General features: G+C 68.5%; 16 protein-coding genes and 1 pseudogene. 12 read left to right on the top strand and 5 right to left on the bottom strand.

Translation table 11 applies throughout. From position 1 onward, the window contains the following. Nucleotides 1–183: pseudogene (locus tag GZ997_RS05475) on the bottom strand (DNA recombination protein RmuC); the annotation flags it as partial. Between the two features lie 113 nt (nucleotides 184–296). Between GZ997_RS05475 and ychF the strand changes: the two are divergent. Next, entirely contained in the window at nucleotides 297–1,382 is a 1,086-nt protein-coding gene (gene ychF / locus GZ997_RS05470; protein ID WP_162679153.1) for a redox-regulated ATPase YchF, read from the top strand. A 9-nt stretch (nucleotides 1,383–1,391) separates the two neighbouring features. On the opposite strand, the gene GZ997_RS05465 is transcribed toward ychF, so the two are convergent. Further along, entirely contained in the window at nucleotides 1,392–1,634 is a 243-nt protein-coding gene (locus GZ997_RS05465) for a type II toxin-antitoxin system RelE/ParE family toxin (RefSeq protein WP_162679164.1), read from the bottom strand. 121 nt (nucleotides 1,635–1,755) lie between these two features. Beyond that, nucleotides 1,756–2,187 carry a helix-turn-helix domain-containing protein gene (locus tag GZ997_RS05460; RefSeq protein WP_162679152.1) on the bottom strand — a complete coding sequence of 144 codons (432 nt, stop codon included), beginning with the start codon at nucleotides 2,185–2,187 and terminating at the stop codon, nucleotides 1,756–1,758. Between the two features lie 401 nt (nucleotides 2,188–2,588). Here GZ997_RS05460 and GZ997_RS05455 point away from each other — a divergent pair, with 401 nt between their 5' ends. Next, nucleotides 2,589–3,593: an NADP-dependent oxidoreductase gene (locus tag GZ997_RS05455; protein ID WP_161923623.1), complete on the top strand. Its 1,005-nt coding sequence runs from the start codon at nucleotides 2,589–2,591 to the stop codon at nucleotides 3,591–3,593. Continuing rightward, entirely contained in the window at nucleotides 3,590–4,438 is an 849-nt protein-coding gene (locus GZ997_RS05450) for an alpha/beta hydrolase (RefSeq protein WP_162679151.1), read from the top strand. The genes GZ997_RS05455 and GZ997_RS05450 overlap by 4 nt, the downstream gene beginning before the upstream one ends. Before the next feature lie 1,024 nt (nucleotides 4,439–5,462). On the opposite strand, the gene arfB is transcribed toward GZ997_RS05450, so the two are convergent. Further along, complete coding sequence (gene arfB / locus GZ997_RS05445; RefSeq protein WP_162679150.1) at nucleotides 5,463–5,903, bottom strand: alternative ribosome rescue aminoacyl-tRNA hydrolase ArfB; 441 nt, start codon at nucleotides 5,901–5,903, stop codon at nucleotides 5,463–5,465. A 33-nt stretch (nucleotides 5,904–5,936) separates the two neighbouring features. On the opposite strand from arfB, the gene GZ997_RS05440 reads away from it, so the two are divergent. Together GZ997_RS05440 and GZ997_RS05435 are read left to right on the top strand one after the other, a co-directional pair. Next, a complete protein-coding gene (locus GZ997_RS05440; RefSeq protein WP_162679149.1) occupies nucleotides 5,937–6,863 on the top strand; it encodes a hypothetical protein in 927 nt (308 codons plus the stop codon). A gap of 66 nt (nucleotides 6,864–6,929) precedes the next feature. Beyond that, nucleotides 6,930–7,172, top strand: coding sequence for a type II toxin-antitoxin system ParD family antitoxin (locus GZ997_RS05435; RefSeq protein ID WP_161923627.1), 243 nt, complete (start codon nucleotides 6,930–6,932; stop codon nucleotides 7,170–7,172). A 41-nt stretch (nucleotides 7,173–7,213) separates the two neighbouring features. Here the strand turns inward: GZ997_RS05435 and GZ997_RS05430 are convergent, their stop codons facing one another. Next, nucleotides 7,214–7,735, bottom strand: coding sequence for a DUF4256 domain-containing protein (locus GZ997_RS05430; protein WP_162679148.1), 522 nt, complete (start codon nucleotides 7,733–7,735; stop codon nucleotides 7,214–7,216). A 163-nt stretch (nucleotides 7,736–7,898) separates the two neighbouring features. Here GZ997_RS05430 and GZ997_RS05425 point away from each other — a divergent pair, with 163 nt between their 5' ends. The 7 genes from GZ997_RS05425 to GZ997_RS12670 all read left to right on the top strand — a co-directional run bounded on the left by GZ997_RS05425 (nucleotide 7,899) and on the right by GZ997_RS12670 (nucleotide 14,300). Continuing rightward, nucleotides 7,899–8,870 (top strand): diaminopimelate dehydrogenase, encoded by a 972-nt coding sequence (locus GZ997_RS05425; protein ID WP_162679147.1) that lies wholly within the window; start codon nucleotides 7,899–7,901, stop codon nucleotides 8,868–8,870. Between the two features lie 263 nt (nucleotides 8,871–9,133). Beyond that, entirely contained in the window at nucleotides 9,134–9,340 is a 207-nt protein-coding gene (locus GZ997_RS05420; RefSeq protein ID WP_162679146.1) for a hypothetical protein, read from the top strand. A 440-nt stretch (nucleotides 9,341–9,780) separates the two neighbouring features. Further along, a complete protein-coding gene (locus GZ997_RS05415; RefSeq protein WP_161923630.1) occupies nucleotides 9,781–10,353 on the top strand; it encodes a lipoprotein LpqH in 573 nt (190 codons plus the stop codon). 283 nt (nucleotides 10,354–10,636) lie between these two features. Continuing rightward, entirely contained in the window at nucleotides 10,637–11,227 is a 591-nt protein-coding gene (locus GZ997_RS05410; RefSeq protein ID WP_162679145.1) for a DUF1349 domain-containing protein, read from the top strand. A 253-nt stretch (nucleotides 11,228–11,480) separates the two neighbouring features. Continuing rightward, complete coding sequence (locus GZ997_RS05405; RefSeq protein WP_161923632.1) at nucleotides 11,481–11,660, top strand: hypothetical protein; 180 nt, start codon at nucleotides 11,481–11,483, stop codon at nucleotides 11,658–11,660. A 166-nt stretch (nucleotides 11,661–11,826) separates the two neighbouring features. Next, a complete protein-coding gene (locus GZ997_RS12415) occupies nucleotides 11,827–12,069 on the top strand; it encodes a hypothetical protein (RefSeq protein ID WP_161923633.1) in 243 nt (80 codons plus the stop codon). Then, on the top strand, nucleotides 12,066–14,300 hold the full coding sequence (locus GZ997_RS12670; protein WP_238994285.1) for a DUF4011 domain-containing protein: 2,235 nt from the start codon (nucleotides 12,066–12,068) through the stop codon (nucleotides 14,298–14,300). The genes GZ997_RS12415 and GZ997_RS12670 overlap by 4 nt, the downstream gene beginning before the upstream one ends. Nucleotides 14,301–14,313: the final 13 nt, after the last annotated feature.

Below are 14,313 nucleotides of genomic sequence, written 5' to 3'. Positions count from 1 at the left end.
GGTGCGCGCCGTCAGCTCCTCGGCGCGGGCCCGCCACTGGGCCGCCTCGGCGCGCAGGGCGGCGGCCTCGTCGCGACCGCCGGCGCGAGCCGCGGCCGAGCGGGCTACGGCTAGGGCGTAGCCGGACACCGCACCAACTAGCAGGCCGATGAGCAGGAGCAGGACGGGGAGCGCTGTGGACATGGGACCACCATGGCACGGGGCACCGACATTAATGCCGAGCGCTTAGCCGGTCCGCGAGGCGCCCGGGGCCGGTGGCGCCCGTCGTGCCGGGCGGACTCATCTACACTCGCCCCGTGGCACTCACTATCGGAATCGTTGGACTGCCCAACGTCGGCAAGTCGACCCTGTTCAACGCCCTGACCCGGGCGACCGTTCTCGCGGCGAACTACCCCTTCGCCACGATCGAGCCGAACGTCGGCGTCGTCCCCCTGCCGGATCCGCGGCTGGACGCCCTGGCGCAGATGTTCGGCTCCCAGAAGGTCGTGCCCGCCACCGTCTCCTTCGTCGACATCGCCGGGATCGTGCGCGGCGCCAGCGAGGGGGAGGGGCTGGGTAACCAGTTCCTCGCCAACATCCGTGAGGCCGACGCCATCTGCATCGTCACCCGCGCCTTCGACGACCCCGACGTGGTCCACGTGGCTGGGAAGGTGGACCCCGCCTCGGATATTGAGACCATCTCAACCGAGCTGATCCTGGCCGACATGCAGACCCTGGAGAAGACGATCCCGCGCCTGGAGAAGGAGGTGCGGGGCAAGAAGACCGACGCCGCCGTGCTGGAGGCCGCGCAGGCCGCGCTGAAGGTGCTGGAGGCGGGTGAGCTGCTCTCGGCCGCAGCGGCGGGCAAGGCGCTGGACGCCGAAATCCTGCGCGAGTTCCAGCTGATGACCACCAAGCCCTTCATCTACGTGTTCAACCTGGACGACGCCGGCATGCACGACGCCGCCCGCCAGCAGGAGCTGGGTGCGCTGGTGGCGCCCGCGGAGGCGGTGTTCCTGGACGCCCAGTTCGAGGCGGAGCTGGTGGAGCTGGAGCCCGAAGAGGCCGCCGAGATGCTGCGCGAGAACGGTCAGGAGGAGTCCGGTCTGGACAAGCTGGCGCGGGTGGGTTTCGACACCCTCGGCCTGCAGACCTTCCTGACGGCGGGGGAGAAGGAGTCGCGCGCCTGGACGATCCACAAGGGCTGGACCGCGCCGCAGGCGGCGGGCGTGATTCACACCGACTTTGAGAAGGGCTTCATCAAGGCGGAGATCGTCTCCTACGACGACCTCATGGAGTACGGCTCCCTGGCCGAGGTCCGCGCCCATGGCAAGGTCCGCATGGAGGGCAAGGACTACGTCATGGCCGACGGCGACGTGGTCGAGTTCAGGTTCAACGTGTAGCGAGTCGGCTTAGTCGTTGTACGCCCTGCCGCGGCGTCCGATCGGGAAGACCTCGATCGTGCCGATGTCGTCGTGGATGAGCGCGAGGATCCGGTAGGAGCCCACGCGGTAACGCCATTCGTCCGAGCGGTTCGCAGTCAGCCCCTTGCCAAGGCGGGGATCGGCGCACCCATCGAGGTTGTTCTTGATCCAAGTGGCGAGGATCCTGGCGTCAAACCGGTCCATCTTCTTCAGTTGTTTGCGGGCCCGCATGGTCAACTCGACTCGGTACGGGCTGGAACTGGCGGCGAAGGGCGCGCTGCCGGTGACCTGGACATGATCAAGCCCATCCAGGTGGCATGGGTGCCAACGGTGTGATGGCGGTGGCTTACGATCACTCCTGAGAGCCGATGGCATCGGCCGCGACGTAGTGCCCCCGGCGGCAGGCTAGGCGGGCCTCGACGGGACTGCCGCAGTCCACGTGCACCGGATCTGGCGCAATCGGTGCCACGTTCGGCAGATACTTGAGCCCCCATTGCTGCAGTGCTGCCAGCACGAGGGCGAGGTCGCGTCCCTTGGCGCTGAGAGTGTAGGCGTGCCGTTGCCTTCGTCCCGGCTCCTGGTAGGGCTCGACCTCCAGCACGCCATGCTCCACGAGCTTCCTGAGCCGCGCCGACAGGATTGAGCGCGGGCACCCGAGGCTCTCCTCCAGGTCGCTGAACCGGTGTATGCCCTGGAAAACATCGCGAAGGATCAGCAGGGTCCACTTCTCGCCCAGCAGCTCCAGGCTGGCCGCGATGGGGCAGGTGGTTTGTGGTCCCGTCATGGTGTCTGACACTCCCTGATCCTTTGCGGCTGCCGACGGCGCCGCGGCGCCTCGCGCGCACGCGGTGCCCACGATGTGCTTATGTGTGTGGCGTCGATGCGGGCGGAACAGGTTCATTGGCTGGCCCGCAGGCGCAGCCGCACCTGTGCGCGCTCGCCGACGAAGCCGACGCAACCCTGAGTCCGTTTTTGATACTTAACGATCGTAGCACTGCGGTCTGCGGCCCGCGACCGGGATGTGAAGGCTGTGCATGAGGAAAGAGGTATGGCTGGGAGGTATGGCTGGACTGTCCGGTTGACAGTGAAGTCGGCGCAGGCTAGGTTCGGTATCTGGACTTAGATGGTCTGCTCCTTCTTGGCGGCTTCCTCGCCGGGAGCATGACCGGGACAGGAGCACACGTGATGAAGGCCTACGCGCTTACCTCTTACCGCAACGGCGGGACGCTCGAGTGGATTGAAGTGCCCGAGCCGGTGGCCGGCCCGGGGCAGGTGGTGGTTGATATCCGTGCGGCGGGCCTCAACCCGCTGGACCGCATGATCGCAGCCGGGCAGTTCCGGCAGCTCATCAGCTACCGGCTGCCGCAAGTGCTGGGACAGGAGCTCGCCGGCGTGGTCACCGAGGTAGGCCCCGGCGTGGAGAACTTCACGGTGGGCGATCACGTGTTCGGGCGTCCGGGCATCAACCGGATCGGCACCTTCACGCAGTCCATCGCAGTCGACGCCGACGACCTCGCCCCCATGCCCGCCGAACTCGGCTTCGCCGAGGCGGCCTCACTACCGCTCGTGCTGCTCACGGCCGCGCAGGCCTTCATGGAGAAAGCGCGAGTCAAGCCGGGGGACAAGGTCTTCATCCAGGGCGGCACCGGGGGCCTCGGCTCAATCGCCATCCAGCTGGCCAAGCACCTCGGCGCCACAGTGGCAACCACGGTGAGCACCAAGAACGTTGACCTGGCCCGCGAGCTGGGGGCCGACGTCGTCGTGGACTACCGGACCCAGCGGTACGAGGACCATGTCAAGGACTACGACGTTGTCCTGGACACCTTGGGAAAGGAAGAGACGCTGCGATCCATGAAGGTGCTTCGGCCGGGAGGCACCATGGTCTCGGTGGTCGGCGCGCCTGACTCCGAGTTCGCGGCACAACTGGGTAAGCCGATCCTGAAGCCGGTCATGTGGATGATGAGCCGCGGGGTGCGCCGCGCCGCCAAGCGGCAGGGAGTCGCGTACAAGTTCCTCTTCATGCGCGCCGACGGCAGCCGCCTGGCACAGCTCACCCCCGCCATTGAGGACGGCAGCATCAAGCCGCTGGTGGGACACACCTTCGAGCTGGGTGAACTGGAGCAGGCCATGGAGCTGTCCGCCTCCGGGAAGGCCGCCCCGGGCAAGATCGTGGTGGAGGGCGGAGCGTGAGCACGGTGAAGTACTTCGACGGTCCGTACGTGGACGCGCCGGTCGAGGGCATGACCACACCCCAAGGCGCGTACTTCGCGTACCGGGCGGTCGGCTCCGACGGCGGAGTACCACTGCTGCTCCTGAATCACCTGGCGGCCACCCTCGACGGCTGGGACCCGCGGCTGGTCGACCAATTTGTGCGGGACCGCCCGGTCATCGCGGTGGACTACCCCGGCATGGGCGGCTCCTCCGGCTCGGCGCCCACCACCGTTGCGGCCATGGCCGACGGTGTGATCGAGTTCCTCGATGCCGCAGGCCTGAAGCAGGTCGACCTCCTTGGTCTCTCGCTGGGCGGATTTGTCACCCAGCAGCTGCTGCTGACCCACCCGGAACGTTTCCGCATGGCCGTGCTCGCCGGCACCGGCCCGGCGGGAGGCGCCGGCATCACCCGGGTACCGGGCCTGACCTTCCGGGCCATGGCGCAGGCGGCCGTGACCCGCAAGGACACCCGTCACTACCTGTTCTTCCCCGTGGCCGCCTGGGACAGGGCGGATGAGTTCCTGGGCTGTGTGGCTGCCTTCAAGCATCCCGACAGGGCCGCGCGCGTACCGGGCCTCCTGCGCCAGCTCAAGGCCGTGCGCAGCTGGGGCCGGCAGGAGCCGCAGGACCTTTCCCGGATCGGCCACCCGGTCCTGGTGGTGAACGGCGACAACGACCTCATGGTCCCCAGCTCCAACACCTTGGACCTGGGACGGCGTCTGCCCGCCGCCAGGCTCGAGGAGCTCTACCCCGGTGCCGGCCACGGCGCCATCTTCCAGGAGCCCGACCTTTTCGCCTCGCAGGTTCGCGCCTTCCTGGACTGACGGAACCGCTTTGCCTGCACAGATTCCTTCGTCGGAGGGACCCGGTGAGCCTTCCGGTTCACCGGGTCGGACTTAGCTGCCGTCATCGCCGGTGTCTGGCAGCGGGATCATCTGTAACGCCGCTTCCTGGCTTGCAACGCTACTTCGGGGTTAACAACGCCTGTTAACGGCCTGCTGAAGGGCTCTGAGGTATACAGCAGGCCGTTAAGCAGCGTTGTTAACGTCCGTCGGCGCAACAGACACCTCAGCCCCGACACAATCACCACACCCCGAACCGGAAGAGCCTTGTCGGTTCTTCGCATTTGCGGGTGTGGTGGAGGGGGCCCCGGTGGAGGTTCGCAACATGGGCAGGTGATGATGCCTCACGCTCGGCGGCGATGCGTCTGGGTGGGGGAACGGCATGAGATGCGAGGGCTGCTTGGTGCGTTGCACGACCTTGGTGCGTGTTGCACTACCCCGGGGTGGTCGTGGAACACGCACCAAGGTCGTGGACACGCACCAAGGTCGTGGACAAGCACCAAGGTCGTGGAACGCGGCCCGGGGCGTGCAGTGGGTGCGAAGGTCGTTCAACGCACCGTTTGCCTCTCGCCAGGGGCGCCAGGCATCTGATTCTGATCGTCGAGAACGCCGGCCGCTTCGGCGCGGCACAGCAGAGGAGTTGGCCGCCGTCAGCCAGCACGCAGACTGCGCCCAAAGCCCCGAGAGCCCGCACCCCGCGGCCACGATTCAACACCTCCACCGGCGCCCCGACCAGTCAACCCCACCAGTGCACTCGCAAACGCGAAGAACCCGTTTGTCAGGGCTCGTGATGCTCATCGGAGAAGATCGCTCATGCCGCTAAGCTCCGCGGCATGGGCGAGCTGACCTACCTCACCGGCCGCGGCGCCGTCGTGCCCGAACAGATCGACGGCATGTTCGTCGGCTGGCCAATTCCAATGCGCTGACGGGCGGAGGAGCAAAAGGGCCGCCCGCGGGTCTCTGAGAACGTTCGCCCGCATCCCTGCCGCGGCAAGCGTCTGCGGCTCTACTCGGCGGGAGGTCTGCGCCGCAGGGTCTTGAGTTCCGCGCGCCGTCGCTTGGCCGCCAGACGACGCCGCTGGGAACCGCGGGTGGGCTTGGTCGCCCGGCGCGCCACCGGCGGCGCGAGTGCGCCCCGCAGCAACCCCGCCAGGCGCTCCCGCGCCGCCATCCGATTGCGGTACTGGGAGCGGTGTTCGGCCGCGGTAACCGTGAGCACCGTCCCGGTCAGACGCTCGCTCAGGTTCTGCAGGGCCCGCTGGCGCTGCCGCTCGTCAAGCGCCGTCGTAGTCGCCAGGTCCAGGCTCAGCTGGACGCGGGAGTCGGCGGTGTTGACGCCCTGGCCGCCGGGGCCGGACGCGTGCGTGAACTGCTCGCTCAGCTCCGCCGCCGGCACCGTCAGCCCCCGCGGACAGCCGGGGCCGGGCGGGATCAACAGGTCCTTCATGTGACCAGTGTGCGCCGGGCCTACCCTGGGCGCATGCCTCCGGCCCGCCAGCCTCCGCCCGTATTCACCGCCGCGGGCAGGCATGCGCTCGCCCTGGTGGCCCGCGAGGCCCGCGCCGACGGCGTCCGCGAGGTCCTCGCACCCCGCGTGCGCTGCACCGCGATGGCCATCCCCTTCGAACTCGAGGGCCTGCGCGTCACCGACGTCGGCTGCGGCCCCACCGGCCTGCTCGACCCCGGCGCACTCGCCCCAGCACTCGCGGCCTGCACGCGCCCGCCGCTCGTCCTGCATGCCGAGACCTTCGGCAACCGGGCCGGCGGCGAGCTTCGCACCGCGCTCGCGGCCGCCCGCCGCACCGGGGCGCGCATCGTCGTCGACGCCACCCACACGGTGCTGGAGCGTGCCGATGAACTGCTGGCGGACGCCGGAACTACGCACCATCCCGACGCCGACTACCTGGTCGCCAGCCTGCGCAAGCTACTGCCAATCCCTCTCGGCGGCGTGGTCCACGGGCTCACCAGTCCGCCAGAGCTCGCCGACGACCCCCTTAACGCGGACCTGGCTGCCGTCGCCGAGATCGCCGAACGCCGCCCCGCTGTGCCCGTGCTTATGGACGCCGTCGAGGACCTGCTTGACGTCGCCTGGGCGCCCGCACCCATGCCGGGCCCTTACCGCGCCAGGCTCGCCCTGCCGGAGTTCAATCCCGAACTCTCCCGCCGTCGCGCTAGCCTGGCGCGCCTGCACGCCGCTGTCGCCGACCTGGACGTCGTCAATCCCGGGGCCGCCCACCCGCCCGTCATCGCCCATCCCCGCGCCGCCGCCATCCGGGCGGAACTCGCACGTGCCGGTTTCTCCCTGCCCCTGCACTGGGATGGAGCCACCGATGGGCTCGTCGCGCTGCCCGACGACCCGCAGGCGATCAAGATAGTGCACCGTTCGGCGGGTTCACGCCGCTCCTGACTCGACGTTCTTGCTCGGCTAGGGGCCACAACGTAGCGGGTACCAATTATTGGTAGAATGGGGCTCATGGCAACGAACACCTCCGTCAGCCTCGACGATCACTTCACCGGATTTATTGCGCACCAGGTCGGATCTGGACGTTACCGGTCCGCGAGCGAGGTCATCCGCGCCGGCCTGCGCCTGTTGGAGGATCGGGAGACGGAACTGGCGGCATTACGTGAAGCGCTTGCGGAAGGCGAGGCCAGTGGGCCTGCTGAGCCCTTCGACTTCGATGCCTTCATCGCCTCCAAAACCTCAAAGACGGCATGAGCATCTATCGGCTGACCCCGGCAGCGCGCTGATCCCAACTGCTACACCCGTAGGACACCGCGCCAGCCGCGCGCACCGTAGTAGGAGTCGGCGCCGTTGTGGTAGACGAAGACCCGGCCGAAGCGCCGGTCGCCGAACAGCGCCCCGCCCAGGGCACGCACGTCCGCCGGCGTCGCCAGCCAGGTCGAGGTCTTCAAGTCGAACTCCCCAAGGCTCTGCAAGTGGCGGTACTCCGCCTCACCCATGAGCCGGGCGCCGAAGGCCGCAGCCTCGCCCGCGGCGCTGCCCCGCGGCGGGTTCCGCTTGCGGGAGCGCAGGGCTTCATCATCCAGGCAGAGGCTGCGCCGGCCGGCGGGGGACTCGGCCGAGCAGTCGTAGAAGACGAATTCGTCCGCCTGCGCGTCATAGTCGACGACGTCGGGCTCCCCACCCGTGTTCTCCATGCGCCTGAGCACGGTCAGCGCCTCGGGACGCGCGGCCAGGCGCGCGGCGACCGCATCCCAGGAGATGCCCTCGTGCCGGTGCGGGTATGCCGCGAAGCGGGCTCTGAGCACGTCGATCATGTCGTCTCCTTCGTTCGGATGTGCCAATGGCCGGGACACATTGTCGCTTACGCGGACGGGGCACGGCGGATGCGCCGACGCGGGCCACTCCTCGGCCCGTCACGCGACGGCAACACGACAGGTCTCTAGGATCGCCCCCGTAGCAAGCACACCAGGAGGAAGCATGATCAGGGTAGCGATCAACGGATACGGCAACCTCGGGCGCGGCGCCGAGCAGGCCATCACCAAGAACGAGGACATGGAGCTCGTCGTAGTCTTCACGCGGCGTGACCCGGCTACGGTCGCCACTCAGGGCGCGCCCGTCGCCCATGTGGACGACATGCCCGCCTGGGCCGACAAGGTGGACGTCTGCCTCAACTGCGGCGGCTCGGCCACCGACCTGATCGAGCAGACTCCGGCTGCCGCCGCGCTGTTCAACACGGTCGACTCCTTTGACACCCACGCCCGCATCCCCGAGCACTTCGCCGCCGTTGATGCCGCCGCCAAGGCTTCCGGGCACGTCGCCCTGATCTCCACCGGCTGGGACCCGGGCCTGTTCTCCATGCTGCGGGTCCTGGGGGAGGCCGTCCTGCCCGACGGCGCCACCACCACCTTCTGGGGTCCCGGCGTCTCCCAGGGGCACTCCGACGCCCTGCGCCGCATTGACGGCGTTGTGGACGCCAAGCAGTACACCCGGCCGGTCGAGGCGACCGTCGCCGCGGTCAAGTCCGGCGATGATGTTGAGCTCACCACTCGCTCCATGCACACGCGCGAGTGCTATGTGGTGGCCGAGGCTGGCGCCGACCTGGCCCGCATTGAGCGCGAGATCAAGGCGATGCCCAACTACTTCGCCGACTACGACACCACCGTCAACTTCATCACCGCCGAGGAACTGGCCGCCGAGCACGCCGGCATCCCGCACGGCGGCACCGTGGTTCGCCGTGGTCACACCTCCGATGGTGTGGCCGAGACCGTGAACTTCGAGCTGCAGCTCGGCTCCAACCCGGAATTCACCGGTTCCGTGGTGGTCGGCATGGGGCGGGCGGTGGCGAGGCTGGCTGCCCGCGGCGAGTCTGGCGCGCGCACCGTTTTTGACGTGACGCTGGCAGACCTGTCCGCCAAGTCCCCCGAGGACCTGCGCGCCCACTACCTGTGAGGCGCGATCGGGCGCGGGCGTTCCACCGACTGACTGCTCACGCAGGTGAATCGGCGTGATCGCCCGCGCCCATGGGCCGATAGCAATGGCGGTTGCGAAAGCGTTCGACGTTCCCGACCGTGATGACGTGACCGTCTGGGGCCGAGGGGGCGCCGCGCGCCTTCCTGTGCGTTCACGGGGCGGGTGGCTCGCGGCGCGATGCCGAGGTATTCGCTTCGCGGGCCGCCCAGGACGGCCGGCAGACGGTCGTCTGGGATGTGCGGATGTCGATCATCATGGGGGAGCGGGATGAATTGGTGCCGCGCGAGTCGGCAGAGGACTTCTGCCGTCGCTTCGTCGCTGCCCTGACGGTTGTTCCGGGCACCCACTGGCTGCACGCGCCAGGAGAGGTGGACGCAGTGGCCCAGTGGGAACGGCTGCGGCTCCAGCAGGGCGCAAGGGCGCGTTCGCAGGCTCTCCCTGCTGAGTGAGGTGTCACGGATTGCACCACTTTTACCCCGCGCCGACCTGAACCGCGGAGGCAAACCGCATGATCGCGCTGCTACATCCGGGAAGCATCACCACCGTCGGCTGAAAGTGGTGCAATCCGTGCCATGGTTCACGGGTATCGTCAGGGGGGGGCGCTGACCCGGCGATTGTCAGGGATCCGCTACCCGGCAATTGTCGGGGTGCCGCTGATCCGGCGATTGACCGTGGGGTCGTCAGCTCGGGACTCGTAGCTGCGGCGGTCAACGGGCTCATTGCAGCGGTTTGAAGGTGGGGCGGTCGGCGAATGCCGGCAGGAGGTGCGTCTTTGGCCGCGATTCGAACGCGCGAGTGAGTGCGCCAGAACCGTTATCTTGGTAGCTTCACAGCCGCAGGCGCTCCCGAGGCGCCGTGCTTCCGTCCCGACAGTAGACAGGATCCAGACATGAAGACTCCTCTCCTGAAGACCACCACCACGGCCGCTGCGCTCGTGCTCGTCCTCGGCCTGGGCGCTTGCGGCAGCAACAGCTCGAGCGACGCCGAGCAGTCCGCCTCCCCGGCAGTCGCGGACTCGGCAACCGCAGCCGAGGGAGGAAACGACTCTGAATCGGATCCGGGTGCGGACGCGCCACTGCCGCTAGAGGACGTCAAGGTCGGGGGCTCTTTCACCGGAACTCTCGACGGCGAGCCCTTCGAGATCGAGAATGCCGGGGTGGCCTGCGGCTCACAGGACGGCCAGACCACGATCGGTGTGGGTCCGACGGATTCCGTGATTTCGGACGCGGGGGTGCGCTCGGTGTCCCTGGCTATTGACGATGCCTCAAGCGAGGTACGACTGATCACCATCGTCCCCGGCGATGACGCGTCCCTCAACTACACGAACATTGAGGGATACCGGAGCCAGGCGGGAGACGTGCAGGTCGAGGTAAGCGAAAAGACCTACACCGTCACTGGTGAGGCCGCCCCGAGTGGCTCGACGGAGACGAAGAGCATCGACTTCGTCATCACCTGTCCCTGACGTACCCGGGCGGTGCGGGCACCCGGGGAAAGCGCCGCGCACGCGGAGAGCGTTGCGGCCGCGCATTGCCGCCGCCGGGCGGGGCGCGGATGGTGCTGTGTGCCCGGGGTACCTGCGCAGCTGGATACCGCCGGGGCGCGGCGGCTGGCCGCGTCGCAGCGCGGTTCTCATCTCCCGCCCACGAGGACTGCGCTTGGGGTCGCCTCCCTGAAGCTGACGGAACATGCCGCATCGCCCGGCCGCGGGGACTGCGCCCACGCCGCCTCGCGGCTAGAGTCGGGGCATGACGTCGCTTCCCTGGTCCGCAGGCCACTGGCTGAACCCGCCCGCAGCTGCTGAGGAGAGGGGCGGGGACCTGCTAGTCACCGCCGTGGAGAAGTCCGACGCTTGGAGGCGCACCAGTTACGGATTCATCGTCGACACCGCCCACGCCTTGCTGGCGCCCTTCGAACCGGGCACTGCGGTTGAGGTGGATATGACCGCGGCCTTCACTGAGAACTTCGACCAGGCCGGCATTATGGTGCGCGTCGACCCCGAGAACTGGGTGAAGGCCGGGGTTGAGTTCTCCGACGGCGCCTGCCAACTGGGTGCCGTTGTCACGGCCGGCAACTCCGACTGGTCGGTGAGCCCGGTGCCCGACTGGCAGGGCGAGCGCGTGCGCATTCGGGTCAGCCGCGAAGGTGACGCCCTCACCGTGCGCGCGGGGCTCATAGCGCCCGACGGCGCTGCCGCCCTGCGCATGGTGCGTCTGCTGCCCTTCCCCGAGGGCGCCGTCGCGCAGGCCGGCCCCTACCTGTGTGCCCCCAGCCGGGCCGGGCTGACCGTCCCCTTCCATGCCTGGAGGGTCACCGAGGCCGACGCCTCACTTCACTGATTCGCGGCACGGACGGTACTGCCGGGGCTTGCCGCTGGCCGAGCTCATGCGCCGGCTGCCGCGCCTGACCCGACTGGGGTTGCTGCCCGCCATGGGCGGCCGCACTGGCGCTGGTGCAGCTTGCCGCTGAACCGGGCTCCGCCGCCTTCGCCTTCTCCAGTACTCGTCCGGGATACTGGCAGCCGACCGCGATGGCTCCGTTGGGCATCAGCCCCGCCGCCGCCTTGATGACGCGCTAAGGGTGGTGGATGCGATGCCCCTCGGTGGTACGGACTGCGCGCTGCCCATGCTGTACGCCGCCGAACACGAGCTGGAAGTGGACACCTTCGTCATCTACACCGACAACGAGACGTGGGCCGATGGCATCCACCCCTTCCAGGCGCTCGGATGCAGTAGAGAACTGGTGGCCCAGATCGTGCGTCGACGGCGCTGATAAGCGCCTGCGTAGCGGTCCTTTAGCAATTCGTGTCATGAGGAGCCTGTAGCCTGCCCAAGTCGGCTCCATCCGGCCCTGTGGGGCAGTCCTCCGGGGCGTGTCGGGCATACGCCCAAACGCCCGGCAGCTCAGGGCAATCCCAACCATCTCTGCACCGAGACACATGAAGTTCAACAATCACGACCTGGCCCTGCGGGGCATGCTCAGCGTTCTCCCTCCGCATCTGGAGCGTTATCTACGCAACACGCTGGCCAATCGTTGCACACCCGAAACGCTGCGGGCCCTGCTTGCCGGGTCGGGGCCGGTTCCGGAGTTCCCCGACCTGGCGGCCGCGAGCTGGTCGAGCCGTGGCGGTTCACCTGGGATGTGGACGCGCAGCGCGAACTACGGACCAGCAGAGCCTTGAAGCTCCACCCGGGCAACCTGGCACAGGTTGACCAGTCGAGCCCCGCCCACGTGCGCGTGGAATTGAGCACTCGGGAGGGCGTGAAGCTGATCCGCCGGGTTGATGCCCTCGCCGCGTTGTCCCCGCGCCAGTGGCAGCAGGCCGGAGGCGACCTCTGGGCCGGCCCGGCGCTGGCGACCTTCGTCCAGCCCGATCAGCCGGTGATCCAGGCGTTGGCAGCGCAGGCGCATGCGCGCGCGAGCCTAGGTACGCCGAGCCCGGTCCCCGACGACGTGGCCGACGCGGCCTGCGCGGTACTGCGCAGCCGTGGCCTCGTGGCGGACGTCGGCACTATACGGTGGCAGGAACCATTAACAGTTCGCACCGCGGGCGAGGTTATGGATGCGCGTGCCGGCAGCGAGCTCGACGTCGCAGTCCTGCTCGCAGGCATCCTTGAACGACTCGGGATTCGCCCGATGCTGGCACTGACGTCCACCTCGGTGCTGCTGGGATACGCCAGAAATGGGGCGGTGAGCGTGGGGGACTCTCCGGAGGCGTTCGCCGCAGGGGTGCGGCAGGGCGACATCGGGCTGATAGACCCGTCCGCCGCCCTGCGCTCACCCGCGGGTGTACTGCACGTGCCGGGCGGTGCGGCGCAGCAGATAGTGGAGGCCGCCCTCTCAGAACTGACCCTGGTGGTTTCGATCGCCGCCGCGCGCTCCAGTGGTGCGGTGCCGCAGCCGGCGCTCGAACGTGATGAGGACGGCGTCGTCGTGGAGCTGCCCCCGTCCGCCGTCCGGGCGGAACAGGACGCGGAGGGTCCGGCTGTTACCGCGCACGCGGACGCGACTCGGTCTGTGGGCGGGCCGGGCACCGACCGGGCAGTGGGGGCGGCGCCGGCGCGCGTGGAGGAGTGGAAACGGTCCCTGCTAGACCTGTCCCTGCGCAACCCGCTGATCGACCGAACTACGCGCTCGGCCATCGAACTCAAGGTGCCGCCGGAACTCGTCGGCGACTTCGAGGACATCGTCAACAAGCGCGACAACCTGGCCCTCAGGCCCGCTCGGGGCGCCGCGCAGGCGGCGGATGACGCCATGGAGTTGCTGGAGGCGCACACCGTGGGTGCGGTTCTTGGAAGCAAGGAGTACGTGCGGCGCCTGCAGAGCATGGCCGCATCCGCTCGCACCACCCTGAAGGACACCGGGGCGAACAACCTGTACCTCGCGATCGGTACGCTTAGCTGGTACGCCGATGGTCGGCGTGTGCGCTCTCCCCTGATCCTTGTTCCCGTGAAGCTGGAACGGGAGGGGGACACATTCGTCGTGTTGCTGGATGAGGCCGGCGTGTCCACCCCCAACTCCTCCCTGCGCGCACGCTTCCAGGCGGATACGGGCATCGACCTGACTGCGTTGCGTGAGCCCGTATACGACGCTCACGGCGTCAACGTTGAGGCCACGCTGGACAACCTGCGTCAACAGCTGCGTACCGCAGGTCGCCGCGACCGCGTCGAGTCCACTGTCCACCTCGGGCTGTTCCGCTTCTCCACCTACCGCATGTGGCGGGACCTGGAGGAGGACTGGCCGACCATAACCGCCAATCCGCTGGTGGCGCGCCTGCTGAAAGACACGCCCGGCGCCGATGCTGAGGACCAAGCCCCCGGAGCCGCGACGGATCTCGATGAGGTGGTGGAGAACTTGCCACTGGTGGCGGACTCCGCCCAGGCCCAGGTGATCGCCGACGCTGTCTCTGGACGCAGCCTGGTGGTTGAGGGGCCTCCCGGCACGGGGAAGTCCCAGACGGTCGCCAACCTCATCTTCCGCTCCCTGGCGCTGGGGCGCACCGTCATGTTCGTGGCGGAGAAGCAGTCCGCGCTCGACGTCGTCGCCCGGAGGCTGGGCGAGGAGACCGGCATCGGGGACCTGCTGCTCAACCTGCACGACAACGGCATGCGACCCATCGACGTCTGTGAGGCGCTACGCGGGGCGCTGAAGCTGCAGGCACCCGGTCATGATGCCGCGGCGCTGGCGGGACTGCGCCGGCAACTGGCGGACTCACGCGGAGAACTGGAGGCGTATCGTGAGCAGCTGCACGCACCGGGGCAGGAGGGCAAGTCCTACTATGCGGCTCGCCAGGAACTGGTGGAGGCCATGGGGGCGGACGCGTCCGCAGCGCCCCATGCGCAGGCACTGTTCAACGCCTGCGCTGCCCGTAGCGGGCTGGACGGATTCGACGCGGACCAGCATGAAGCATGACTGCATGAGTACC

The organism is Actinomyces sp. 565 (genome assembly GCF_010365615.1).
Classification (GTDB): Bacteria; Actinomycetota; Actinomycetes; order Actinomycetales; family Actinomycetaceae; genus Actinomyces.
The sequence above is the reverse complement of the archived record's forward strand: the minus strand, read 5'-3'. Positions and strand labels throughout refer to the sequence as shown.